The 23,116-nt window shown below is 60.7% G+C and carries 21 protein-coding genes and 1 pseudogene; 9 read left to right on the forward strand and 13 right to left on the reverse strand.

Features of this window, described 5'->3' with window-relative positions; genetic code table 11:
* The first annotated feature begins 3 nt into the window (after positions 1–3).
* The 5 genes from srlB (at position 4) to gutQ (ending at position 3,382) form a co-directional block, all read left to right on the forward strand.
* Positions 4–366, forward strand: coding sequence for a PTS glucitol/sorbitol transporter subunit IIA (gene srlB / locus RY075_RS17895; protein WP_022651730.1), 363 nt, complete (start codon positions 4–6; stop codon positions 364–366).
* Between the two features lie 14 nt (positions 367–380).
* The gene (gene srlD / locus RY075_RS17900) at positions 381–1,160 is read left to right on the forward strand and encodes a sorbitol-6-phosphate dehydrogenase (protein WP_032610012.1); all 780 of its coding nucleotides are present in this window, start codon (positions 381–383) and stop codon (positions 1,158–1,160) included.
* A 67-nt stretch (positions 1,161–1,227) separates the two neighbouring features.
* Positions 1,228–1,587, forward strand: a complete 360-nt coding sequence (gene gutM, locus RY075_RS17905) for a transcriptional regulator GutM (protein WP_023323656.1) — start codon at positions 1,228–1,230, stop codon at positions 1,585–1,587.
* 63 nt (positions 1,588–1,650) lie between these two features.
* Positions 1,651–2,424, forward strand: coding sequence for a DNA-binding transcriptional repressor (locus tag RY075_RS17910; RefSeq protein WP_022651731.1), 774 nt, complete (start codon positions 1,651–1,653; stop codon positions 2,422–2,424).
* Entirely contained in the window at positions 2,417–3,382 is a 966-nt protein-coding gene (gene gutQ, locus RY075_RS17915; RefSeq protein WP_015571677.1) for an arabinose-5-phosphate isomerase GutQ, read from the forward strand. The genes RY075_RS17910 and gutQ overlap by 8 nt, the downstream gene beginning before the upstream one ends.
* Here gutQ and norR read toward each other — a convergent pair.
* Positions 3,379–4,893 carry a nitric oxide reductase transcriptional regulator NorR gene (gene norR / locus RY075_RS17920; protein ID WP_022651733.1) on the reverse strand — a complete coding sequence of 505 codons (1,515 nt, stop codon included), beginning with the start codon at positions 4,891–4,893 and terminating at the stop codon, positions 3,379–3,381. The two genes, gutQ and norR, sit on opposite strands and share 4 nt — an antisense overlap.
* 187 nt (positions 4,894–5,080) lie before the next feature.
* Here norR and norV point away from each other — a divergent pair, with 187 nt between their 5' ends.
* Both norV and norW read left to right on the forward strand, forming a co-directional pair.
* Positions 5,081–6,529: an anaerobic nitric oxide reductase flavorubredoxin gene (gene norV / locus RY075_RS17925; RefSeq protein ID WP_022651734.1), complete on the forward strand. Its 1,449-nt coding sequence runs from the start codon at positions 5,081–5,083 to the stop codon at positions 6,527–6,529.
* The gene (norW, locus tag RY075_RS17930) at positions 6,526–7,659 is read left to right on the forward strand and encodes an NADH:flavorubredoxin reductase NorW (protein ID WP_325773938.1); all 1,134 of its coding nucleotides are present in this window, start codon (positions 6,526–6,528) and stop codon (positions 7,657–7,659) included. The genes norV and norW overlap by 4 nt, the downstream gene beginning before the upstream one ends.
* A gap of 126 nt (positions 7,660–7,785) precedes the next feature.
* Here norW and RY075_RS17935 read toward each other — a convergent pair whose 3' ends face one another.
* The 4 genes from RY075_RS17935 to RY075_RS17950 all read right to left on the reverse strand — a co-directional run bounded on the left by RY075_RS17935 (position 7,786) and on the right by RY075_RS17950 (position 12,725).
* Positions 7,786–8,808 carry a HoxN/HupN/NixA family nickel/cobalt transporter gene (locus tag RY075_RS17935; protein WP_232967410.1) on the reverse strand — a complete coding sequence of 341 codons (1,023 nt, stop codon included), beginning with the start codon at positions 8,806–8,808 and terminating at the stop codon, positions 7,786–7,788.
* 1 nt (position 8,809) lies between these two features.
* The gene (gene hypF / locus RY075_RS17940; protein WP_232967411.1) at positions 8,810–11,026 is read right to left on the reverse strand and encodes a carbamoyltransferase HypF; all 2,217 of its coding nucleotides are present in this window, start codon (positions 11,024–11,026) and stop codon (positions 8,810–8,812) included.
* A gap of 6 nt (positions 11,027–11,032) precedes the next feature.
* Positions 11,033–11,578 carry an electron transport protein HydN gene (hydN, locus tag RY075_RS17945; RefSeq protein WP_017382793.1) on the reverse strand — a complete coding sequence of 182 codons (546 nt, stop codon included), beginning with the start codon at positions 11,576–11,578 and terminating at the stop codon, positions 11,033–11,035.
* A gap of 133 nt (positions 11,579–11,711) precedes the next feature.
* Entirely contained in the window at positions 11,712–12,725 is a 1,014-nt protein-coding gene (locus RY075_RS17950) for a LacI family DNA-binding transcriptional regulator (protein WP_015571683.1), read from the reverse strand.
* Between the two features lie 213 nt (positions 12,726–12,938).
* Here RY075_RS17950 and ascF point away from each other — a divergent pair, with 213 nt between their 5' ends.
* Together ascF and RY075_RS17960 are read left to right on the forward strand one after the other, a co-directional pair.
* The gene (gene ascF, locus RY075_RS17955) at positions 12,939–14,390 is read left to right on the forward strand and encodes a PTS cellobiose/arbutin/salicin transporter subunit IIBC (RefSeq protein WP_017382795.1); all 1,452 of its coding nucleotides are present in this window, start codon (positions 12,939–12,941) and stop codon (positions 14,388–14,390) included.
* 18 nt (positions 14,391–14,408) lie between these two features.
* Positions 14,409–15,833 (forward strand): 6-phospho-beta-glucosidase, encoded by a 1,425-nt coding sequence (locus RY075_RS17960; RefSeq protein ID WP_017382796.1) that lies wholly within the window; start codon positions 14,409–14,411, stop codon positions 15,831–15,833.
* An 88-nt stretch (positions 15,834–15,921) separates the two neighbouring features.
* Here the strand turns inward: RY075_RS17960 and hycI are convergent, their stop codons facing one another.
* The 8 genes and pseudogenes from hycI to RY075_RS18000 all read right to left on the reverse strand — a co-directional run bounded on the left by hycI (position 15,922) and on the right by RY075_RS18000 (position 23,077).
* A complete protein-coding gene (gene hycI, locus RY075_RS17965) occupies positions 15,922–16,377 on the reverse strand; it encodes a hydrogenase maturation peptidase HycI (protein ID WP_017382797.1) in 456 nt (151 codons plus the stop codon).
* The gene (locus RY075_RS17970; protein ID WP_017382798.1) at positions 16,370–16,780 is read right to left on the reverse strand and encodes a formate hydrogenlyase maturation HycH family protein; all 411 of its coding nucleotides are present in this window, start codon (positions 16,778–16,780) and stop codon (positions 16,370–16,372) included. The genes hycI and RY075_RS17970 overlap by 8 nt, the downstream gene beginning before the upstream one ends.
* The gene (locus RY075_RS17975) at positions 16,777–17,544 is read right to left on the reverse strand and encodes an NADH-quinone oxidoreductase subunit B family protein (protein ID WP_017382799.1); all 768 of its coding nucleotides are present in this window, start codon (positions 17,542–17,544) and stop codon (positions 16,777–16,779) included. The genes RY075_RS17970 and RY075_RS17975 overlap by 4 nt, the downstream gene beginning before the upstream one ends.
* The gene (locus tag RY075_RS17980; protein WP_232967412.1) at positions 17,544–18,086 is read right to left on the reverse strand and encodes a formate hydrogenlyase complex iron-sulfur subunit; all 543 of its coding nucleotides are present in this window, start codon (positions 18,084–18,086) and stop codon (positions 17,544–17,546) included. The genes RY075_RS17975 and RY075_RS17980 overlap by 1 nt, the downstream gene beginning before the upstream one ends.
* Positions 18,087–18,095: 9 nt before the next feature.
* Positions 18,096–19,805: a formate hydrogenlyase subunit HycE gene (gene hycE, locus RY075_RS17985; RefSeq protein WP_045894878.1), complete on the reverse strand. Its 1,710-nt coding sequence runs from the start codon at positions 19,803–19,805 to the stop codon at positions 18,096–18,098.
* A 15-nt stretch (positions 19,806–19,820) separates the two neighbouring features.
* Positions 19,821–20,726 carry a respiratory chain complex I subunit 1 family protein gene (locus RY075_RS17990; protein WP_338628666.1) on the reverse strand — a complete coding sequence of 302 codons (906 nt, stop codon included), beginning with the start codon at positions 20,724–20,726 and terminating at the stop codon, positions 19,821–19,823.
* A pseudogene (gene hycC / locus RY075_RS17995) lies at positions 20,706–22,472 on the reverse strand (formate hydrogenlyase subunit 3); the annotation flags it as partial. The gene RY075_RS17990 and the pseudogene hycC, both read right to left, overlap by 21 nt.
* On the reverse strand, positions 22,469–23,077 hold the full coding sequence (locus RY075_RS18000) for a 4Fe-4S dicluster domain-containing protein (protein WP_017692772.1): 609 nt from the start codon (positions 23,075–23,077) through the stop codon (positions 22,469–22,471). The gene RY075_RS18000 and the pseudogene hycC, both read right to left, overlap by 4 nt.
* Positions 23,078–23,116: the final 39 nt, after the last annotated feature.

The raw sequence follows: 23,116 nt of genomic DNA on the forward strand, positions 1-23,116 counted from the left end.
GCCATGACTGTGATTTACCAGACCACCATTACCCGCATCGGCCAGAGCGCGGCGGATGCGCTGAGCGACCAGATGCTGATCACCTTCCGCGAAGGCGCCCCGGCAGATATCGAGGAGTTTTGCTTTATCCACTGCCACGGCGAGCTGAACGGCGAGCTAAAGGCAGGGAGCCAGCTACAGCTGGGCGAGGCGCGCTATGCCGTGACCGCCGTCGGCGACGTCGCCGAGCAAAACTTGCGCGAGCTGGGGCATATCACCCTACGTTTCGACGGCCAGCCGCAGGCGGAATATCCCGGTACGGTTCACGTAGTGGGCCCGGTTCCGCAGGCTGTGACCCCAGGCTGCACGTTAAAATTTATTTCGTAATAAAGGAGAGACACATGAGTCAGGTTGCCGTTGTCATTGGTGGGGGACAAACCTTAGGCGAGTTCCTCTGCCATGGGCTTGCCGCAGAGGGCTACCGCGTGGCGGTCGTGGATATTCAGAGTGAGAAAGCCGCCCGCGTAGCGGACGCCATCAACACCGAGTTTGGCGAAGGGATGGCGTACGGATTTGGTGCGGACGCCACCAGCGAGCAGAGCGTGATGGCGCTGGCCCGCGGCGTGGACGAGATATTTGGGCATATCGACCTGCTGGTCTACAGCGCGGGGATTGCGAAAGCGGCGTTTATCAGCGATTTCGAGCTGGGGGATTTTGACCGCTCGTTGCAGGTGAATCTGGTGGGCTATTTCCTCTGCGCCCGCGAATTTTCCCGTCTGATGATCCGCGACGGTATTCAGGGTCGCATCATTCAGATCAACTCAAAATCGGGGAAAGTGGGCAGCAAGCACAACTCCGGCTACAGCGCGGCGAAGTTTGGCGGCGTCGGGCTGACGCAGTCTCTGGCGCTGGATCTGGCCGAATACGGCATTACCGTTCACGCGCTGATGCTGGGTAACCTGCTGAAATCCCCGATGTTCCAGTCCCTGCTGCCGCAGTACGCCGCCAAACTTGGCATCAAAGCTGAAGAAGTGGAGCAGTACTACATCGACAAAGTGCCGCTCAAGCGCGGGTGCGACTATCAGGACGTGCTGAACATGCTGCTGTTTTACGCCAGCCCGAAAGCCTCGTACTGCACCGGACAGTCGATTAACGTCACCGGTGGGCAGGTGATGTTCTGATCGAGCAGGGTGATGCCCTCACCCTCCCCCTCTCCCACCGGGAGAGGGAATATAACAAGGAGCCGATATGGTAACCGCACTCATCACCGTCGCCGCCCTCGCCTGGATCTGCCAGATGGCGTTTGGCGGCTGGCAGATCTACCAGTTTAACCGCGCCTTTGATGCGTTGTGTCAGAAGGGACGCGTCGGCGTCGGGCGTTCCGGGGGGCGCTTTAAGCCGCGCGTGGTGGTTGCCGTTGCGCTGGATGAACACAACCGGGTGAGCGATTCCCTCATCATGCGCGGCGTAACGGTGTTTGCCCGTCCGACCAAAATTCAGGCGATCAACGGCATTTCGCTGCATGAATTACAACCTGATGTGATCTTCCCCCATGATTCACTCTGTCAGAATGCACTATCATTAGCGCTTAATCTGAAACATGGATAATTTCGTTGTGAAAGTTATAAACTTGCGGAATTATCATTTCGCAACGTAAGGAACGAAGCGCCTATGAAACCACGTCAGCGGCAGGCGGCCATACTTGAGCATCTGCAAAAGCAGGGAAAGTGCTCGGTAGAGGATCTGGCCCACTACTTTGACACCACCGGCACGACAATACGCAAGGACCTGGTGTTGCTCGAAAACTCCGGCGCCGTCATTCGTACCTACGGCGGCGTGGTGCTCAATAAAGACGAAGCCGACCCGCCTATCGACCACAAAACGCTGATCAATACTCACCAGAAAGCGCTGATTGCCGAAGCCGCCGTCAAATTTATCCATGACGGCGATTCCATTATCCTCGACGCAGGCAGTACTGTCCTACAGATGATCCCGCTGCTCAGCCGCTTTAATAACATCACCGTGATGACCAACAGCCTGCACATCGTCAATGCCCTGTCAGAGTTCGACAGCGAGCAGACCATCCTGATGCCCGGTGGCACCTTCCGTAAAAAATCGGCGTCGTTTCACGGGCAGCTGGCGGAGAATGCCTTCGACCACTTCAGCTTCGATAAGCTGTTTATGGGCACCGACGGCATCGACCTCAACGCGGGCGTGACTACCTTCAACGAGGTGTTCAGCGTCAGCAAAGCGATGTGCAACGCCGCACGGGAAGTGATTTTGATGGCGGACTCGTCGAAGTTTGGCCGTAAAAGCCCCAACATTGTCTGTAGCCTTGAAAGCGTCGATAAGCTGATTACCGACGCAGGTATCGATCCGGCATTTAAAAAAGCGCTGGAAGCGAAGGGCATCGACGTGATCGTAACCGGAGAGAAAAATGAGTGATTTTCTGTTAAACGCAGGCCGTCAGACCCTGCTGCTGGAGCTACAGGAAGCCAGCCGCCTGCCGGAGCGTCTGGGTGAGGATTTTGTTCGTGCAGCCAACACCATTATCCACTGCGAGGGTAAAGTGATCGTGGCGGGTATCGGTAAATCCGGTCATATCGGCAAGAAGATTGCCGCGACGCTTGCCAGCACCGGCACCCCGGCGTTCTTTGTGCATCCTGCCGAAGCGCTGCACGGCGATCTGGGGATGATCGAAAGCCGCGACGTGATGCTGTTTATCTCCTACTCCGGTTCAGCCAAAGAGCTGGATCTCATCATCCCTCGCCTGCAAGAAAAATCGGTGGCCCTGTTAGCGATGACCGGCAAATCCCGATCGCCGCTGGCGCTGGCCGCGAAAGCAACGCTGGATATTTCCGTTGAGCGCGAAGCCTGTCCGATGCACCTGGCACCGACCTCCAGCACCGTCAACACCCTGATGATGGGCGACGCGCTGGCAATGGCGGTGATGCAGGCGCGCGGTTTTAATGAGGAAGATTTCGCCCGCTCCCATCCTGCGGGCGCGCTTGGGGCACGTCTGCTCAACAAGGTTCACCACCTGATGCGCACCGACGATGCCATTCCTCAGGTCAAACTCGACACCAGCGTGATGGACGCCATGCTGGAGCTGAGCCGCACCGGGCTGGGGCTGGTTGCGGTATGCGACAATGACCGCCAGGTGAAGGGCGTCTTCACCGACGGCGACCTGCGCCGCTGGCTGGTGGGCGGCGGCAAGCTGGAGGCGCGGGTATCCGAAGCAATGACCCAGGGCGGACTGACGCTGAATGCCGACAGCCGCGCCATTGAAGCCAAAGAGGTGCTGATGAAGCGCAAAATCACCGCCGCGCCGGTGGTGGACGAGCACGGCAGGCTGTGCGGCGCGATCAACCTGCAAGACTTCTACCAGGCGGGGATTATTTAACCCTTCAGCCCCAGACGTTTCGCCAGCCTGTGGAGGTTGGCGACGTCCATCTCCAGCGCCCGCGCGCACGCCGCCCAGCTGCGGTTATTCTGCTCCAGCGCGCGGGCGATCATCTGACGCTGGAACGCATTCGTCGCCTCGCGCAGGTTTTCGTTCACGCTCTCAGGTATCACCGGCTTCACGGACGGCGTCGTTTCCTCATGCAGCGCGAAATGGCGCGCATGAATTACCACTTCATCCCCCGAACGCGTAGCCCGCGCCAGCACCACCGCGCGGTGAATCGCATGTTCCAGTTCACGCACGTTACCCGGCCAGCCGTAGCTCAGCAGGTGCGTCCTCGCACCGGGGCTTAGCACCACGCGGGAAAGCCCCATTTTGAGCCGACACTGTTCGCAGAAAAAGCCCGCCAGCAGCACCACATCCTCGCCCCGCTCGCGCAGCGGCGGCACCGTGAGCGGGAACACGCTCAGACGGTGGAACAGATCGGCGCGGAAATTCCCCGCCAGCACCTCTTCGCGCAGATCGCGGTTCGTCGCCGCCAGCACGCGCACATCCACGCGTAAGCTGCGATCGTCTCCCACGCGTTGAATATCGCCATACTGCAACACCCGCAGCAGTTTGGCCTGGAGCGAAAGGGAGAGTTCGCCAATTTCATCGAGGAACAGCGTGCCGTTATCGGCCATTTCGAACTTGCCGCTGCGGTTGCTGATCGCCCCGGTAAAGGCCCCTTTGACGTGTCCGAACAGCTCACTTTCCGCCACGCTTTCCGGCAGCGCCGCGCAGTTGAGATAGACCAGCGGATTCACCGCACGGGGCGAGGCTTCGTGGATCGCTTTCGCCACCAGCTCTTTACCGGTGCCGGTCTCCCCGAAGATCAGCACGTTCAAATCAGACGCGGCGACAATCTCAATCTCTTTTTTGAGCTGCGCCATGCCTGGCGAAAGGCCGATCATTTCGGTGTGCGCCACCTGCTCAAACGCCGTCGGGCTACCCGGAAGAATATTCTGGCTCTCCAGCTGTTCTATCAGCAGGGCGTTGTTCAGCGCCCCGGCCGCCAGCGCAGCAATCAGCCGTAGCTCTTCGTCGCTGAAGGTATCGAACTGATCCGGCGACATGCCGTCGAGGGTTAACGCACCAATCAGGTTCTGCCCGGCAAACAGCGGCAGGCCGATACAGGCGTGCACCTTCAGGCTCTCCTGCCCGGGGATCAGGCCGTCGTAAGGGTCGGGCAGATCGCTGTCCGCCGGGAAACGCACCACGTCACCCGCACGGGCGATGGTTTCCAGACGCGGGTGGCCCTCCAGGGTAAAGCGCCGCCCGAGTACGTCCTTCGCCAGACCGTCGATAGCCAGCGGAATAAACTGCCGCCCTTCGTAACGCAGCAGCGCCGAGGCATCGCAATCCAGCACGTGACGCAACGTGGAGATCAGCCGCTGAAAGCGGTCCTGATGACCAATACCGGTTTGCAGTTCTATGGCGATCTTCGCCAGCACATCTACGGAAAAGCTCATCTCTGCCTCACTGTCATTTTGACAATACATAGTGTCATATTGACAATTTTTAAGATAGTCAAAATGACTACCTATTTGGGAGCATCAAAATATAAATTCATTATTTTCAATAAGTTAAAAAGCTGGCACGCAACTTGATATATGACAGTCATCTTATTTGAAAACGCCGTATTAAGTTGAGGTTGCTATGTCTATTCTGGTTAAAAATAACATTCATTGGGTGGGTCAACGTGACTGGGAAGTACGTGATTTTCACGGGACGGAATACAAAACGCTGCGCGGCAGCAGCTACAACAGCTATCTCATTCGTGAAGGTAAAAACGTCCTGATCGATACCGTCGATCACAAATTCAGCCGCGAGTTCGTGCAGAACCTGCGCAGCGAAATCGATCTGAATGAGATCGACTACATTATCATCAACCACGCGGAAGAGGATCATGCCGGGGCGCTGACCGAGCTGATGTCCCACATTCCGGATACCCCGATCTACTGCACCACTAACGCCATTGACTCCATCAACGGCCACCACCACCATCCGGAGTGGAACTTCCACACTGTGAAAACCGGCGACACGCTGGATATCGGCAACGGCAAACAGCTGATCTTCGTGGAAACCCCAATGCTGCACTGGCCGGACAGCATGATGACCTACATGACCGGTGACGCGGTGCTGTTCAGTAACGACGCCTTCGGCCAGCACTACTGCGACGAACGTCTGTTCAACGACGAAGTGGATCAGACCGAGCTGTTCGAACAGTGCCAACGCTACTACGCCAACATCCTGACCCCGTTCAGCCGTCTGGTCACGCCAAAAATCACCGAGATCCTCGGCTTCAACCTGCCGGTGGATATGATTGCCACCTCCCACGGCGTGGTATGGCGTGAAAATCCAACCCAGATTGTCGAACTGTACCTGAAGTGGGCGGCGGACTATCAGGAAGACCGCATTACGATCTTCTACGACACCATGTCCAACAACACCCGCATGATGGCGGACGCCATTGCCCAGGGCATCAACGAAGTTGACCCGAACGTGGCGGTGAAAATCTTCAACGTGGCGCGCAGCGATAAGAATGAGGTATTGACCAACGTCTTCCGCTCCAAAGGCGTGCTGGTGGGTACCTCCACCATGAATAACGTGATGATGCCGAAAATTGCCGGACTGGTGGAAGAGATGACCGGCCTGCGCTTCCGTAACAAACGCGCCAGCGCCTTTGGTTCACACGGCTGGAGCGGCGGCGCGGTAGACCGTCTCTCCACCCGTTTACAGGATGCCGGTTTTGAGATGTCCCTGAGCCTGAAGGCGAAATGGCGTCCGGATCTCGACGCGCTGGAAATCTGTCGCCAGCACGGTCGCGACATTGCCCGCCAGTGGGCGCTTGCGCCACTGCCGGAAACCGCACCCGCCGCGGCTGTTGCGCCGGAAGCCGTAGCAGAAGCCGCTCCTGCCGCTGCCGACCTCGGCCCTTGCATGCAGTGCAGCGTCTGCCAGTGGATTTACGATCCTGAGCTGGGCGAGCCGTTGCAGGATGTCGCGCCGGGTACGCCATGGAGCGAGGTGCCGGACAACTTCCTCTGCCCGGAATGTTCCCTCGGGAAAGACGTCTTTGATGAACTGGCAACGGAGGCAAAATGAGCCACGGCATCGTCATTATCGGCTCGGGCTTTGCCGCCCGCCAGCTGGTGAAAAATATCCGCAAACAGGATGCTAACGTGCCGTTGACGGTAATCGCCGCCGACAGCATGGATGAGTACAACAAGCCTGATTTAAGCCACGTCATTAGCCAGAATCAGCGCGCCGACGATCTCACCCGCCAGACGGCGGAGGAGTTTGCAGAACAGTTTAACCTGCGTCTGTTTCCGTACACCTGGGTGACCGATATCGACGCCGACGCCCACGTGGTGAACGCGAAAGATAAAACCTGGCACTACGACAAGCTGGTGCTGGCGACGGGGGCATCGGCGTTTGTGCCGCCGGTTGAGGGCCGCGAACTAATGGTCACGCTCAACAGCCAGCAGGAGTATCAGGCCAGCGAGACCCTGTTACGCGACGCCACGCGGGTGATGATTGTCGGCGGCGGGCTGATTGGCACCGAGCTGGCGATGGACTTCTGCCGGGCGGGAAAATCCGTCACCCTGGTTGACCACGCGGCCAGCATTCTGTCAGCGCTGATGCCGGCAGAAGTAAGCAGTCGCTTACAGCATCGTCTGACCGACATGGGCGTGCATCTGCTGCTGAAATCGCAGTTGCAGAGCCTGAGCAAAACCGAAACCGGCATTTGTACGACACTCGACCGCAACCGCAGCGTGGAAGTGGATGTGGTAATTGCGGCGACGGGGTTGCGCCCGGAAACCGCGCTGGCGCACCGCGCGGGCGCAGAGATCAATCGCGGCGTGAAGGTGGACAGCTACCTGCAAACCACCCAGCCGGACATTTATGCCCTGGGCGACTGCGCGGAAATTAACGGCCAGGTGCTGCCGTTCCTGCAACCGATTCAGTTAAGCGCCATGTTCCTGGCGAAAAACCTGCTCGGCGGCAACGCCCCGGTGAAATTACCCGCCATGCTGGTGAAGGTAAAAACGCCGGAACTACCGCTGCATCTCGCAGGTGAAACGCAGCGTCAGGATCTGGACTGGGAGATTGTCCTTTCGCCTCAGGGCATGGTGGCGCGCGGCACCGATACTGCCGGTCAGATGCGCGCCTTTGTGGTCAGCGAAGACAGAATGAAGGAGGCCTTCGCGCTGCTGAAATCATTACCTGCTTAACCCTCGTCATGCCGGGTGGCGCTCCGCTTACCCGGCCTACAGTACTGCCACGCTTACTTAACCTTTGGATTTTATTGTCCACCGCCCCGATGTCCCGGGGCTTTTTTTATGGCTACCCTTTCAGCGTCAGGAGCGCACCACCAGCGCGTCATAACCGCGCCAGCGATAGTTCGCCATCGAGATCAGCCAGCAGGCGACAAACAGCCCGACCACCACAAATCCGGCATCGCCCAGGTTATCGTTCACCGCGCCAATCAGATCCCACACGCCGCCGCTGAGGGAGAACTTGTCCATCAGCAGACCCAGCGCTTCCAGGCCGCCGATAAACAGCGCCACCACCACCGAAGTGCCGGTGATGGTCATGTTGTAGTACAGCTTGCGCTGCGGTTTGTTAAACGCCCAGCCGTAGGCACCCACCATCAGCAGGTTATCGAGCGTATCCACCAGCGCCATGCCGCTGGCGAAGAGCGCCGGGAAGATCATGATCGACCACACCGACATCCCGCTGGAGGCGCTGGCGGCGGAGATCCCCAGCACGCCGATTTCGGTGGCCGTGTCAAAGCCGAGGCCAAACAGGAAACCGACCAGGTACATCTGCCAGCTTTTATTGACGAGGCGGAAGGTTTTGCCGAACAGCCAGTTCATGATGCCACCCTGTGCAGGCAGCGTGATGTCGCCCTGCGCCGGCTTGCCGTGTTTCAGTGCCTGAAAACTGCGCCAGACGCCGCGCAGGATCACCATATTCACCAGCGCCATCGCCAGCAGGAAGGTGGCGGAGACGGCGGTGCCAATCAGGCTGCCGGTTTCGTGGAACCATGCCATGTTTTTCTGAAACGCCGTGGCGGTAGCGGCGATAGCAATGGAGGCCAGCACCACGATGGTGGAGTGTCCGAGGGAAAACCATGCGCCCACGCCGGACGGGCGCTTGCCCTGCTGCATCATCTTACGCGTCACGGTATCAATCGCGGCGATATGGTCGGCATCCACCGCATGACGCAGTCCGTAACACCAGGCCAGCAGGCTGGCCGCCATCAGCGCCGTACTGTCGCTAAAGGTGTGCCACGCCAGCCCCCAGGCCAGCAGGTTAGCCATCCCGAGAGCCAGCAGCAGGCACGCTGCACGAGGTTCATTGTGTAACAGTCGTAACATTTTAAGTCCTTTGTAAACATGATCGGGCGGCAGCAACCACCGCCTGCCCGAAGGAGATCGCTCCGTCACCTGCGGGCAGGCGCGAAGGAAAAAGAAGCGTGAAATCAGAAAGGTAATGACGAAGGCGCGCGCGCAGCAGGCGGTTGTGAAGGACGCCGCCGCTGAAGCACACCGTAGAGAGCGACCGTCGGCGGGCATGCGTTGCCGCCAGTTCGCTCAGCCCTTTTGCCAGCGCATCGTGAAAGGCCCAGGCGCGCTCGCCGGGCTCCGCCCGCCAGGCCAGCCACTGCTGCCAGAACAGCGCAAGGTTATCCGTCTGGAGCGTCACCGGATGATCAACCCCTGCACAGCGTTCGGCCAGCGCCTCCAGCCGGCACGCGGCTTCGCCCTCATAGCGTTGCGTTTCAATGCCCAGCGCACAGGCCACGGCGTCGAACAGACGACCACAGGAGGAGGCCCGCGGCGCATTGATACCGCGCGACACCGCCGTTGCCAGCAGCGGCCAGTTTTGACGCTGTACCACCTCAGTTTCCGGGTACTGCTGCCAGTCAGGTACGAACGCCAGACAGTGGGCGAGCAAATTGCGCCACGGCTGTTTTGCCGCCAGATCGCCCCCCGGCAGCGCAACGGCTGGCAGACCGCCCAGCCGTTCGCAGTCGCGATAGTTCACCCGCAGGCACTCGGCGCCCCACAGCGCGCCGTTCTCGCCCATGCCGATCCCGTCCAGCGTCAGGGCAATAACATCCCCGCCGTCGAGCGGCCAGCCGTTCTCCGCCAGACACGCTGCCGCATGCGCATGATGATGCAGCACGGTCTCAACGGGCAGCGCCTGCGTCCGGGCCCACTGTCGGGCGTGATATCCCGGATGGGCATCGCACACCACACGCTCTGGCTGGAAAGCGTAGATCTCCTGCATCGTCGAGAGCGCGCTGCGCCACTGCGCCTCTACCCCCTCGTCGCTCAGATCGCCAAAATGCTGGCTCAGCACCGCCTGGTTGCCACGCACCAGGCTGAAGGTGTTTTTCATCTCCGCGCCGGTGCATAACATGGGCGGGATGTCGCGGAATCCGGCGGGCAATGTGATGGCATCCGGCACAAAACCGCGTGCGCGACGCAGCATCGTGCCCTCCTGGTCCATCACTGAATCATCCATCCGTTGCAGGATTTCGCGGTTGTGCAGCAGGAAGCCATCAGCGATGTCACTGAGTTCTTCCAGCGCCTGCTGGTTGCTTATGACGGGTGGATGGCCGCTGAGGTTGCCGGAGGTCATCACCAGCGGGCGCTGGCAGTCCAGCATCAGCAAATGCTGGAGCGGGTTCGCAGGCAGCATCACGCCAACCGTATCCAGCCCCGGCGCAATCTCCTCAGGAAACGCAGGAAGGCAGGCTTTTGGCGTCAGCACAATCGGCGCAGCGGGTGCACGTAACAGCGTCTGGATGGCCTCCGGCAGATCGTCCGCATGCGGGATCATCACCGCCAGCGGCCTGGTCGGGCGCTGCTTGCGTGCCCGTAATTTCCGAACCGCCTGCGGGTTAAGCGCGTCGCAGACCAGGTGAAAACCGCCCAGCCCTTTGACCGCCACAATCCCGCCGCCTTTCAGCATCGCCACCGCCGCGCTTAACGCCGATTCGCGGGTGGCAGCAGCCTCCCCGGCTCGCCACTCCAGCTGCGGTCCGCAGTCCGGGCAGGCCACCGGCTGGGCGTGAAAACGCCGGTCAGCCGGGTTGCGGTACTCCGTTTCACAGGGCACACAGAGCGGGAATGGCGCCATTGACGTGGCCGGGCGGTCATAGGGCATGGCGCGGATAATGGTAAACCGCGGCCCGCAGTGGGTGCAGTTGATAAACGGGTAGCGGTAGCGACGTTCGCGGGGATCGCGCATCTCCGCCAGGCATGCGGGACAGGTGGCGGCATCCGGGACGATTTGCGTGTCCATCGCCCCGCTCTCGCTGTGGCGGATGACAAACTCGTCCGGCAGCGTCGTCCAGCTGAACGGCTGCGTTTCAACGCGATCGATGCGCGCAAGCGGTGGGCAGTCCTGGCGCAGTCTCGCGGTAAAGTCACCCCCACTGCCCGCGAGACGCACCAGGACACCCTCTCCGTCGTTGCAGACGTCGCCTGCCAGCCCCAGCTGGTGCGCAAGCTGCCAGACGAAGGGACGAAATCCTACCCCCTGCACCTTGCCGCGCACCCGAAGCTGTACGCCATTAACGCGCATTGCAGCTTAAAACAGCAGCGATGACGAGGTGTCGAACGCCGCGCGGCGGCGTTTTTCGGCGCTCATCTGTTCGAGCTTGTCGCGATCGACGCAGACCAGCGCATGCGTCGGACAGGCTTCCATACACGCCGGACCAGCATCGCGGTGGTAGCAGAGGTCACATTTATTGGCTTCGGCTTTCTCCGCGCGTACGCTCAGCCCGATACCGCTGTTGCGCACCACCGGGCGAACCACCACCTCCATCGCGCCATACGGACACGCCACCACACAGGTTTTGCACCCGATGCAGCGCTCCTGCATCACATGCACGAAGCCTTTCTCGCGCTTAATCGCCCCGTTCGGACAGACGTTGGCGCACGGCGCGTCTTCGCACTGGCGACAGATAGCGGCGGTAGAAATATTCACGCCTTTAATGACGTGGATGCGCGGCAGGAAGGTATCAGGGGTGAGAGAGGCGCAATCCTGCTCTGCCTGATGGGACACCACGCACGCCACTTCACAGGTACGGCAACCAATGCATTTGCTGGCATCGGCCATAATAAAACGGTTCATCTGCTTCTCCGGCATAACTGTTATGCGCGAAGCTATTCATAAACCGTGCCAATATTTAATGAATTGATTTTATAGGGAAATTTAAAAGAGAAGGATCTGTCATCGTCATTAGTGACGATGACAGATGTCGACGTCAGCGATGCGGGCCGTCAATGACGGAGCCGCGCAGGATAAGCTCGCCGGAAAAGGTTTGCTGAGGCTTAAACTCACCGCCGTCGAGCATGAAAATCATACGGCTGATGGTCTCCTGAATCATCTCCGTTACTGGAATACGCACGCTGGAGAGGGACGGCACGATATAGGGCGCGATTGCCACATCGTCAAAGCCGATGACGGACACTGCGCCCGGCGTGGAGACGCCGCTCTCGTGCAGCTGCCTGATGGCGCCAATCGCCATGTCGTCGTTACTCGCCACCAGCGCGGTAAACGTTTCGCCGCGGGTGAGCAACTGAGAGACCGCCGCCGCGCCGCTGGCCGGGTTCCACTTCCCTTCGGCGATCAGCGCGTCGCGAACTGCAATCCCGTGCTGCGCCAGCGCGTCCTTGTAGCCGGAAAGACGCTCCACCCCGGTGGGGGAATCCAGCGAACCGGTGATAAACGCAATCTCCCGGTGGCCTTTCTCAATCAGCTGCGATACCGCGTCCTGACACGACGCTTTATGATCGGACCAGACGCTGTGACTGCTGTTTTTCCGCAAACGGCGGTTGAGCACCATGATCGGCTGCTCGCATTTCTCAATGATCTCGTCCAGCGCTTCCACGCTCAGAAAACGCGGATAGATGATTACCGCGTCGCAGCGCATGTCGAGCAGGTACTGGATCGCCTCGCGCTCCTCTTCGGCGCTGTGCTTGCCGTCCGCCAGGATCAGCTGACGCCCCTTCTCTTCCGTCATCCGCGCGGCGTTAAACAGCAGCTCGCTAAAGTAGACCCCATGGTACAGGGTGTTCGTCACCACCAGCCCCAGAGTCTGGGTGCGTTTGGTCGCCAGGTTTCGCGCCAGCAGATTGGGGCGATACCCGCTCTCTTCGATGGCCTGAAACACGCGGTCTTTCGTCTCCTGGCTGACGTAACCGTTCCCCGACAGTACCCGGGAGACCGTCGCTTTTGATACGCCTGCCCGCTTCGCCACTTCCAGCATCGTGGTCATATTATTATTCCGTCTGAACCTGATGGGCGCAGTGTACTGCACCGCAGAAAAATTGTCGCAGCGGCGTTATCACGCTTTTTACGGCCACGAGTGATCGTCATCACGAAACGAAAAAATGCATAAAAAGTGGTCTTGTTTCATTAAAAGAAACTCATGATGATTATGTGAAACCGGTTTCCTACATTTCACACAACGATAACAGGATCACATCCGATGGCAAAAAATTACGCTGCGCTGGCGACCGACGTCGTTAGCGCGCTGGGCGGCAAAGAGAACATCGTCGCCGTCACCCACTGTATGACGCGACTGCGCTTCGTCCTGAAAGACGAAAGTCTCACCGACGCCGCACGCCTGAAAAGCATCAGCGGCGTGCTCGGCGTGGTGCGCAACGACAACCAGTGTCAGGTGATCATCGGCAACACCGTGTCCCAGGCATACCGTGAAGTGGTGAGCCTGCTGCCCGCTAACCTGCAACCTGCCGTAGCGGAAGGTCCACAGAAGCTCACGCTGCGCCGGATTGGCGCCGGGATCCTCGACGCGCTGATCGGCACCATGTCTCCGCTGATCCCGGCGATCATCGGCGGGTCGATGGTCAAGCTGCTGGCGATGATCCTTGAGATGACCGGCGTGCTGGGCAAAGGCGACCCGACGCTGACGATCCTGACCGTTATCGGCGATGGCGCGTTCTTCTTCCTGCCGCTGATGGTGGCGGCGTCCGCGGCGGTGAAGTTCAAAACCAACATGTCGCTGGCAATCGCCATCGCGGGCGTTCTGGTTCACCCGAGCTTTATCGAGCTGATGGCGAAAGCCGCGCAGGGCGAGCACGTTGAGTTCGCCTTCATTCCGGTGACGGCGGTGAAATACACCTACACGGTGATCCCCGCCCTGGTGATGACCTGGTGCCTGTCATACATCGAACGCTGGGTGGATCGCATTACCCCGGCGGTGACCAAAAACTTCCTCAAGCCGATGCTGATCGTGCTGATTGCCGCCCCGCTCGCCATCGTACTGATTGGCCCGCTCGGGATCTGGATCGGCAGCGCCATCTCCGCGCTGGTCTACACCATTCACGGCTATCTGGGCTGGCTCTCCGTTGCCATTATGGGCGCGCTGTGGCCGCTGCTGGTGATGACCGGGATGCACCGCGTGTTTACGCCGACCATCATCCAGACCATTGCCGAAACGGGCAAAGAAGGGATGGTGATGCCGTCGGAGATCGGCGCCAACCTGTCGCTCGGCGGTTCGTCGCTGGCGGTGGCGTGGAAAACCAAAAATCCGGAGCTGCGCCAGACGGCGCTGGCCGCGGCGGCCTCCGCCATCATGGCGGGGATCTCTGAACCGGCCCTGTACGGCGTAGCGGTACGCCTGAAGCGTCCGCTGATTGCGAGCCTGATCAGCGGCTTTATCTGCGGCGCGGTGGCTGGCATGGCAGGCCTTGCCAGCCACTCGATGGCGGCGCCGGGGCTGTTTACCAGCGTGCAGTTCTTCGACCCGGCCAACCCGATGACCATCGTCTGGGTGTTTGGCGTGATGGGTCTGGCGGTAGTGCTGTCGTTTGTGCTAACCCTGCTGTTAGGGTTTGAGGATATCCCGGTAGAAGACGAAGCCGAAAAAGCACGCGCCCTGCAAACCGCACCGGTACAGAACAAAGCAGCAGAAGCATAAACTGAAAGCGAGGTAAGAATGTCTGTTTTTCCACAAGGATTTTTATGGGGCGGCGCGCTTGCCGCCAACCAGAGTGAAGGGGCTTACCGTGAAGGCGGCAAAGGACTGACGACGGTCGACATGATCCCCCACGGCGCAAACCGTCTGGCGGTAAAAGTCGGCAAGGAAAAACGGTTTTCGTTGCGGGACGACGAATTCTACCCGAGCCACGAGGCGATTGATTTTTACCATCGCTACAAAGAAGACATTGCCCTGATGGCGGAGATGGGCTTTACGGTGTTCCGCACCTCGATTGCCTGGAGCCGCCTCTACCCGAACGGCGACGAACCGCTGCCGAATCAGGAAGGCATTGCCTTCTACCGCGCGGTGTTCGAGGAGTGTAAAAAGTACAACATCGAGCCGCTGGTGACGCTCTGCCACTTCGACGTGCCGATGCACCTGGTCACGGAGTACGGCTCCTGGCGCAACCGTAAGATGGTGGATTTCTTCGCCCGCTACGCCCGCACCTGCTTCGAGGCGTTTAACGGGCTGGTGAAATACTGGCTGACCTTCAACGAAATCAACATCATGCTGCACAGCCCGTTCTCCGGCGCGGGGCTGGTATTTGAAGAAGGTGAAAACGAAGATCAGGTGAAATACCAGGCCGCGCACCACGAGCTGGTGGCGAGCGCGCTGGCGACCAAAATTGCCCACGAGGTGAACCCGGAAAACCAGGTCGGCTGCATGCTGGCGGGCGGCAATTTCTACCCGTACTCCTGCAAGCCGGAAGACGTGTGGATGGCGCTGGAGAAAGACCGCGAGAACCTGTTCTTTATCGACGTGCAGGCGCGCGGCAGCTATCCGGCCTACTCTGCCCGCGTGTTCCGCGAAAAAGGCGTGGTGATTGTGAAAGATCCCGGCGACGACGAACTTTTAAAAAACACCGTCGACTTTGTCTCGTTCAGCTATTACGCCTCGCGCTGCGCGTCGGCGGACATGAACGCGGGCAACACCAGCGCGGCGAACATCGTGAAGTCCCTGCGCAACCCGCATATTCAGGTGAGCGAATGGGGCTGGGGCATTGACCCGCTCGGCCTGCGCATCACCATGAACATGATGTACGACCGCTACCAGAAGCCGCTGTTCCTGGTGGAAAACGGCCTTGGAGCGAAGGACGTCATTGATGAAAACGGCGAGATCAACGACGACTACCGAATCAGCTACCTGCGCGAGCATATTCGCGCGATGGCTGATGCGATTGAGGACGGCGTACCGCTGCTGGGCTACACCACCTGGGGCTGCATTGACCTTGTCTCGGCCTCAACGGGGGAAATGAGCAAGCGCTACGGGTTTGTGTACGTCGACCGGGACGACGCCGGGAACGGCACGCTGGACCGCAAGCGCAAGAAATCATTCTGGTGGTATAAGAAGGTGATTGCGAGTAACGGGGGGGATCTGGAGTAGCCTGTTGCCCTCACCCCAGCCCTCTCCCACAGGGAGAGGGGGATGGGTTTGGTAGGCCGGGTAAGGCGAAGCCGCCACCCGGCACTGCTCAGAGCTGAGAAAATCCCCCATCCCCAACCCACCCGGCAAGCCGTGAATAGACCACGTCCACCGCCTCTTTCACCGGCTGCGTCATCGGGTAATAAAACCCGACAATGTCCGGCTGAATCCCCAAAAACAGCACCTCACCCACGTCGTCTTTAATCTGATCGACCAGGTAGTTCAGCGGCATATTGTGCGTCGTCATCATAAACATTTCGGCGATGTCGTCCGGGTCAATCAGGCGGATCTCACCGGGGTTGAGCCCCATATCGGTGGCATCAACGATTAACAGTCTGTCCGGGCGCAGCTCGCGAATGGCCACCACGTCGTTTTCCGGCGCGCTGCCGCCGTCAATCACCACCCAGCTGCCCGGCGGGTTTGCGGCGCACAGTTCCGCCAGCAGCGGACCCGCGCCGTCGTCGCCCATCATGCTGTTGCCGACACACAGTAAAACGTCAGTCACGTAATCTCCTCACCATCAGGTAGATGGCACTCTCCTGATGAATATCGTGCAGCATGCTAAGCAGCGTTTTGCTCCACGCCTGCTGCTCGGGGGTTTGCCTGCTCAGCGCCTCGTCAAAGGCGTTGGCGAGCATCGCAATGTGGTTGGCATCGATGACGATCTCGCCGTATTTCGGCACGCCCTCCATCTTGCGCCGCGCCGTGCTGCCCTCCTCCAGCGTGGCGATCCAAGCCAGGTAATCGGCCCACGGGCAGCTCAGCGCCGCCTCCAGGCAGTCGATCACCCCGAGGTGGTGCCCAATCGCCAGGCTGTAATAGACCACCTGCTGCGCCGCAGCCGGCGTGGCGTCGTTCTCATCAATAAACTTACGGCTCAGCTGGCTGAACACCACCGTTTCACTCATCGGATACGCGCCTCATCCACGATGCTGTTCAGGTTCGCCACGATCTCATTGAGTCGCGGATCGTTTTCCGCCTCCAGCCAGCGCGCCACCTGATGGTCGCCCTGGCTCAGCAGGCGCAGATAATCGTCGGCAATCTGGCGGCCATAGCGATAGCCCGCCAGTTTCCGCGCCTTGCGGTCAACCTTCACCCGCAGCGGCTGCACCATGTCCGGGTGCAGAATGGCGGCAGGCTGGTTGTCCAGCTCGCCCGGCTCGCGGGCGTGGATTTTCTGCTCCAGCAGGCCGAGCGCCATGGCAAAACCGTACAGCGTGGCGGCGGGCGTCGGCGGGCAGCCCGGAATGTAGACGTCCACCGGCACGATTTTGTCGGTGCCGCCCCAGACGCAGTACAGGTCGTGGAAGATGCCGCCGCTGTTGCCGCAGGCACCGTACGAGATGCAGATTTTCGGGTCCGGCGCGGACTGCCAGGCGCGCAGCGCGGGGGATCGCATGGCGCGGGTGACGGCCCCGGTAAACAGCAGAATGTCCGCATGGCGCGGAGACGGCACCACTTTGATGCCGAAGCGCTCGGCGTCAAACAGCGGTGACAGCGTGGCGAAGATCTCGATCTCGCAGCCGTTGCAGCCGCCGCAGTCCACGCGGTAGACGTAGGCCGAGCGTTTGATTTTTTTCAGCAGCGACGCCTTCATGCTGGCGATGGATTCGTCCACCGTCATCGGCACCGGAATGCCGTTAGCGTCGCGCGGGCCGAGTAAGTTTTCCATCAGCTGGCCTCTCTCATATGGCGGGTTAAATCGATGCGGTCAGACGGCAGCAGGCATTTCTGACGCTTGCACTCCGGGCAGGTTTCGAAGCTTTCACGGTGATGCTCCGCGCGGACGTCGCCGTTGTGCTTCAGCAGCGCGATGGCGTAGTCGATCTCTTTTTGCACGGCGAACGGACGCTTGCAGACGCGGCAGTTGCACAGCGCAAAGCGCGACTGCTGGAGGAAGTCCTCTTTTTTCCACACCGCCAGCCCGTACTCCTGAGACAGGCGAATGGCCACCGTCGGGCAGACCTCCTCGCAGCGGCCGCAGAAGATGCAGCGCCCGAGGTTAAACTGCCAGGCCAGCTCGCCGGTTTTCAGGTCCGTTTCCACCGTTAAGGCATTCGAAGGGCAAGCGTTGACGCAGGCCGCGCAGCCGATGCACTGCTGCGGGTTGTGCTCCGGCTTGCCGCGAAAGTTTTTATCCACCGGGATCGGCTCCAGCGGATAACTGCTGGTCTGCGCGCCGGTTTTGATCACTTTTTTGATGAAGGTAAACATGGCGAATCCTTATTTCAGCGGCGAGTTCTTACGTTCGATGCTGTAGCGCTCAAGCTCTTTGTACGGCACCACCTGGCTTTTCTTCTTGCGCACGTCCACGACGGTCATGCGGTCGGTGCAGGAGTAACACGGGTCGAGGCTGCCGATGATCAGCGGCGCGTCAGAGACCGTGTTGCCGCGCAGCATGTAGCGCAGGGTTGGCCAGTTGGCGTAGGTCGCCGCACGGCAGCGCCAGCGGTAGAGCTTCTGGTTGTCGCCGGTCATGCTCCAGTGGATGTCGTCCCCGCGCGGCGCTTCGGCAAAGCCGAGGGCAAAGCGGTTTGGAATGTAGGTGAAGCCTTCCACCATCAGCGGGCCGCCCGGCAGGTTGTCCAGACCAAAGTCGATCATGTTCAGCGCGGTGAACACCTCGTTGATGCGCACCTTCAGACGGGAGATGACGTCGCAGCCCTGCTCGCTGTGCACGGTCATCGGCAGCAGGCCGTAGCCGACGAACGGGTGATCGGCGCGGGTATCGCGGGCGTGGCCGCTGGCGCGCACCATCGGACCAACGTTACTGAAGTCGCGGGCGATTTCCGGGTCAAGACGACCAATCCCGACGGTGCGCTGCTCAATGTTGGGCGTGCTGAGCAGCATATCCACCAGCTCCTGCACGTCCCGGCGCATCTGCTGCGCCAGCTGGCGGGTCTGGATCATGTCGTCTTTCAGCAGGTCGCGGCGGATCCCGCCGATCAGGTTCAGGCCGTAGGTTTTACGCGCCCCGGTAAGGATCTCCGCCATCTTCATCGACGCCTCGCGCACGCGGAAGAACTGCATAAACCCGGAGTCAAAGCCGACGAAATGGCAGGCCAGGCCGAGGTTCAGCAGGTGCGAGTGCAGGCGCTCCACCTCCAGCAGAATGGCGCGGATCATCTGCGCGCGTTCCGGCACCACGATCCCCATGCCGTTTTCCACCGAGGTGGTGTAGGCGGTGCTGTGGGCAAAGCCGCAGATGCCGCACACGCGGTCAGAAAGAAACGTGACTTCGTTGTAGCCCATGCGGGTCTCCGCCAGCTTCTCCATGCCGCGGTGGACGTAGAACAGGCGGTAGTCGGCGTCGATAATGTTCTCGCCGTCGACGAACAGGCGGAAGTGGCCCGGTTCGTCAGAGGTAACGTGCAGCGGGCCAATCGGCACCACGTTATTCTTCTTGCTGCCCAGCTCGTTGATGAACTCGTAGGTTTCGCTGTCGGTGGTCGGGGCCGGGCGCTGGCGGTAGTCCATGCTGTCCTTGCGCAGCGGATAGAGTTCATCCGGCCAGTCGTCCGGCAGCACCAGGCGACGCTCGTCAGGCAGGCCAACCGGCACCAGGCCGTACATGTCGCGCACTTCGCGCTCGCCCCAGACGGCGGCGGGCACGCGCGGCGTGACGGACGGGTATTCCGGTTTATTCGGGTCGACTTCGACGCGCACGGTGATCCAGCACTTCTCGCCCTGCTCCATCGACATCACGTAGTACACCGCGTAACTGCCGCACAGCTGGCGCTCGTCGTTACCGAACAACACCGACAGCCAGCCGCCCTGCTGGTAGTAGAGAAACTCCACCACTTCCGGCAGATAGTTCACCTTAATGGTGACGGTGATCTGGTCTTTGGTTTGCCAGGACTCCTCCAGCACCACGCCCGGGAAAGCCTGATGCAACGCGGCGAGATACTGCTGACCTTTCTTTTCTTCAGACATAAACACTCTCTTTAATCACGCCACCAGCAAGGAGACGAACGCTAAAAATGCAAAACCAAAACCAGCCCAGGTAATGCGTGACGTTTCGACAAAACGCAGGCGCGCCATGCTGTTTTCAAACAGGGCAATGACCAGCACGCCGATAAGCAGCTTGAGCACAGCCACCACCACGGCCAGCAGCAGGCCGCCCGCAGAGAAGTGCGTCATCTGCCCCCACGGGAAGAAAACGCCGACGAACATCTGCAACACCACCAGCTGCTTGAGACTGATGCCCCACTTCAGCACCGCAAAGCCGTAGCCGCTGTACTCGGTGAGCGGCCCCTCCTGTAATTCCTGCTCCGCTTCCGCGAGATCGAACGGCAGCTTGCCCATCTCGATAAACGTGGCGAACGCGCAGGCGCAGAGCGCCAGCACCAGCGGGAGCGAACGTGAAACCGGCCAGTGGTAAACGGTGTCGGTGATGAAACTGATGTGGGTCGAGCCTGCAACCTGCGCGGCGACCCACAGCCCCAGCAGCAGAATTGGCTCAACCAGCACGCCGAGCATCGCCTCGCGGCTGGCGCCGATACCCGTAAACGGGCTGCCGGTGTCCAGGCCCGCAATCGCAAAGAAGAAACGCGCGATGGCGAAGAGGTAGATCAGCGTAATCAGATCGCCCAGCACCGGCAGCGGCGACGCCACCGTCACCACCGGCAGCGCGGTGGCGATGGTCAGCATCACGCCCACCATCACAAACGGCGTCAGGCGGAACACCCAGCCCGCGGCATCCGGCGCGACGCTCTGACGGGAGAGCAGTTTGAAGAGATCGCGGTACTCCTGGAGCACGCCAGGTCCGCGACGGTTGTGCAGCCGGGCGCGCGCCACGCGCGTGATGCCCGACAGCAGCGGCGCGGCGGCGAACAGCACCAGGCGGCGGAACAGTACGGGCACGGCGGCCCCCTGCCAGCCCGGCACCCAGCCCACCGGGTTCAGCCAGTGGCGCAGCTTCAGCACGGCGGCAAAGTTCTCTTTCACCGGCATGGCGAAACCGTGGGCGGTGATGACCATCGACTGCTCGTGTTCGTAGCCGCAGGCCCACGCCGCGCCGCGCGAGCGGGAGGCGAGACGGTCGCGTCTGAAGAACAGCATCAGCACGAACGGCAGGAGCGGCGCGGCAATCAGCAGCAGCGCCATCATCGGCTGGGAAACGACGGTATGCGCCGTGACCAGCGGCAGCGGAATAGCCTGGCCCAGCTGCGGCAGCAGCCACGGCGCGGCAACCCCGCCCGCGATGCAGCACAGCGCCAGCGCGACCACGCTGGTGGTCATCAGTACCGGGGCGCAGCAGGCGTTTTCCGCTTCTCGGGTGCGCGGCGCGCCCAGGAAGGTGACACCGTAAACTTTAGCCATACACATCACCGCCAGCGCGCCGGTGATCGCCAGGCCCACCGCCAGCAGCGGGCCGAGTAAACGCCCGATAAACGCCTCGCTCTGGCCGAGGGCGAAGAAGGATTGATAAATCACCCACTCGCCGGCAAAGCCGTTCAGCGGCGGCAGCGCAGCCATCGCCATCAGCCCGACCAGCATCGCCAGCGAAATGACGGGCATTTTTTTGCCAATCCCGCCGAGCTTCTCAATATCGCGGTGCCCGGTGCGGAACCAGACGCTGCCCGCGCCGAGGAACAGGGTGCTTTTAAACAGGCTGTGGTTGATAAGGTGATACAGACCGCCAATAAACCCGGCGGCAATCAGCGCCGGCTGGTTGAGCGCCAGCCCGGTGACGCCTGCGCCCATGCCGAGCAGGATAATCCCGATGTTCTCCAGGGTGTGGTACGCCAGCAGACGCTGGATGTTGTGCTCCATCAGCGCGTAGAGGCCACCGACGAACGCGGTGATCATCCCCGCAATCAGCAACGCCACGCCCCACCACAGCGGCGGCTGATCGCCCGTCAGGGTTATCGTCAGGATGCCGAACAGACCGACCTTCATCACCACGGTGGAGAACAGCGCAGCGGCCGGGGCTGAGGCATTGGCATGCGCCTGCGGCACCCAGCCGTGCAGCGGGATTATCCCGGCCAGCAGGCCAAAACCGACTACGCTCAACAGCCAGACGTCGTTGCCCAGCGGCTGGCCGTTAAGCGCGGCGAAATCCAGCGTGCCGAAACGCTGCCACACCAGCCAGCAGGCCAGCGCCAGCAGCAGCGTGCCGAGACGTCCGAGCGCAAACCACAGCTTGCCGGAGGCGCTGCATCCGGTCAGGAACACGCCGCACAGGGCCATGATTTCAGCCATCACCACCAGTGCGCCGAAGTTGCTGGCGACAACGGTACAGACCGCGGCGGCCATCAACAGGTTAACCAGCAGGCCGTTGGCTTTGGTGTGCTGATGGCGGTGCCAGTCGATATTAAACAGGCTGATAAACAGCCCGCACAGGCCAAAGGTTATCAGCCAGATGGCGTTCAGCGGCGTAAGCTCAACGGCGTGGTGAATCAGCGGGATGAGGGTGTCGACGGATTGCCCGTCGATCAGGACAACCCCGCCCGCCGCCAGCGTCATCAGGCTGCCGACCGCCCCGCCGATACCGGCGATCACGCCGCTCAACGTTTTATGGAAGGCGAGGAGCAGCGCCAGGACAGCGGCGGCGGCAAACCAGGCCACGCCGCTGGTCATCATAACTATCGCGTTCATTTCGCCCCCTCGTTAAGCGCCCGCAGCAGCGAAAGATCGCCGACGTCGGTATTGATGGTCAGCTCACGCTTGCGTTTGCTGGTGCGAGCGATGTCGCGGATGTTGACCAGGACCAGCGCCCGGGTCGGGCAGGTCCGCACGCAGGCCGGACCCTGCTCATCGAAGCTGCACAGGTCGCACTTCACCGCAACGGCGCGAATGCCCGGTACCCAGTCCAGCAGCGTGCTCACGCGTGCCGGAGCCGGCGGCGCAGGCGGCGCTTTCGGGGTATTGGCATTCGCCGGAATATGCAGCGGACGGCTGCCGGAAAACTCAATGGCGCCGAACGGACAGGCGATGCCGCACAGCTTGCAGCTCACGCACAGGCTTTCGTTCAGCTGTACCGCGCCGTCAACGCGGGTGATGGCATTGACAGGACAAACGCCCGCGCACGGGGCGTCTTCACAGTGGTGACAGAGCTGCGGGGCAGACTCTTTCTCATTACGCATGACGCGCAGGCGCGGCATGGACTGTAGCCCGTGCAGGCGGTGCGTTTCCGAACACGCCGCCTCACAGGTCCGACAGCCAATACAGACCGTCGAGTCAGCAATTACAAAACGGTTCACCGGGTCATCCTCTGGTGATGGTCATTTTTGACGAAAAAA

The sequence above is a fragment of the Enterobacter sp. JJBC genome, assembly GCF_036936505.1.
GTDB lineage: Bacteria > Pseudomonadota > Gammaproteobacteria > Enterobacterales > Enterobacteriaceae > Enterobacter > Enterobacter hormaechei_C.

Excerpts from the sequence above, each read along its gene's own strand:
- hydN (WP_017382793.1), bottom strand. The coding sequence starts at position 11,578 with ATGAACCGTTTTATTATGGCCGATGCCAGCAAATGCATTGGTTGCCGT.
- RY075_RS17960 (WP_017382796.1), top strand. The coding sequence starts at position 14,409 with ATGTCTGTTTTTCCACAAGGATTTTTATGGGGCGGCGCGCTTGCCGCC.
- srlD (WP_032610012.1), top strand. The coding sequence starts at position 381 with ATGAGTCAGGTTGCCGTTGTCATTGGTGGGGGACAAACCTTAGGCGAG.
- ascF (WP_017382795.1), top strand. The coding sequence starts at position 12,939 with ATGGCAAAAAATTACGCTGCGCTGGCGACCGACGTCGTTAGCGCGCTG.
- norW (WP_325773938.1), top strand. The coding sequence starts at position 6,526 with ATGAGCCACGGCATCGTCATTATCGGCTCGGGCTTTGCCGCCCGCCAG.
- RY075_RS17910 (WP_022651731.1), top strand. The coding sequence starts at position 1,651 with ATGAAACCACGTCAGCGGCAGGCGGCCATACTTGAGCATCTGCAAAAG.
- RY075_RS17975 (WP_017382799.1), bottom strand. The coding sequence starts at position 17,544 with ATGGAAAACTTACTCGGCCCGCGCGACGCTAACGGCATTCCGGTGCCG.
- hycE (WP_045894878.1), bottom strand. The coding sequence starts at position 19,805 with ATGTCTGAAGAAAAGAAAGGTCAGCAGTATCTCGCCGCGTTGCATCAG.
- norR (WP_022651733.1), bottom strand. The coding sequence starts at position 4,893 with ATGAGCTTTTCCGTAGATGTGCTGGCGAAGATCGCCATAGAACTGCAA.
- norV (WP_022651734.1), top strand. The coding sequence starts at position 5,081 with ATGTCTATTCTGGTTAAAAATAACATTCATTGGGTGGGTCAACGTGAC.
- RY075_RS17950 (WP_015571683.1), bottom strand. The coding sequence starts at position 12,725 with ATGACCACGATGCTGGAAGTGGCGAAGCGGGCAGGCGTATCAAAAGCG.
- gutQ (WP_015571677.1), top strand. The coding sequence starts at position 2,417 with ATGAGTGATTTTCTGTTAAACGCAGGCCGTCAGACCCTGCTGCTGGAG.
- RY075_RS17970 (WP_017382798.1), bottom strand. The coding sequence starts at position 16,780 with ATGAGTGAAACGGTGGTGTTCAGCCAGCTGAGCCGTAAGTTTATTGAT.
- RY075_RS17935 (WP_232967410.1), bottom strand. The coding sequence starts at position 8,808 with ATGTTACGACTGTTACACAATGAACCTCGTGCAGCGTGCCTGCTGCTG.
- hypF (WP_232967411.1), bottom strand. The coding sequence starts at position 11,026 with ATGCGCGTTAATGGCGTACAGCTTCGGGTGCGCGGCAAGGTGCAGGGG.
- RY075_RS17980 (WP_232967412.1), bottom strand. The coding sequence starts at position 18,086 with ATGTTTACCTTCATCAAAAAAGTGATCAAAACCGGCGCGCAGACCAGC.
- srlB (WP_022651730.1), top strand. The coding sequence starts at position 4 with ATGACTGTGATTTACCAGACCACCATTACCCGCATCGGCCAGAGCGCG.
- gutM (WP_023323656.1), top strand. The coding sequence starts at position 1,228 with ATGGTAACCGCACTCATCACCGTCGCCGCCCTCGCCTGGATCTGCCAG.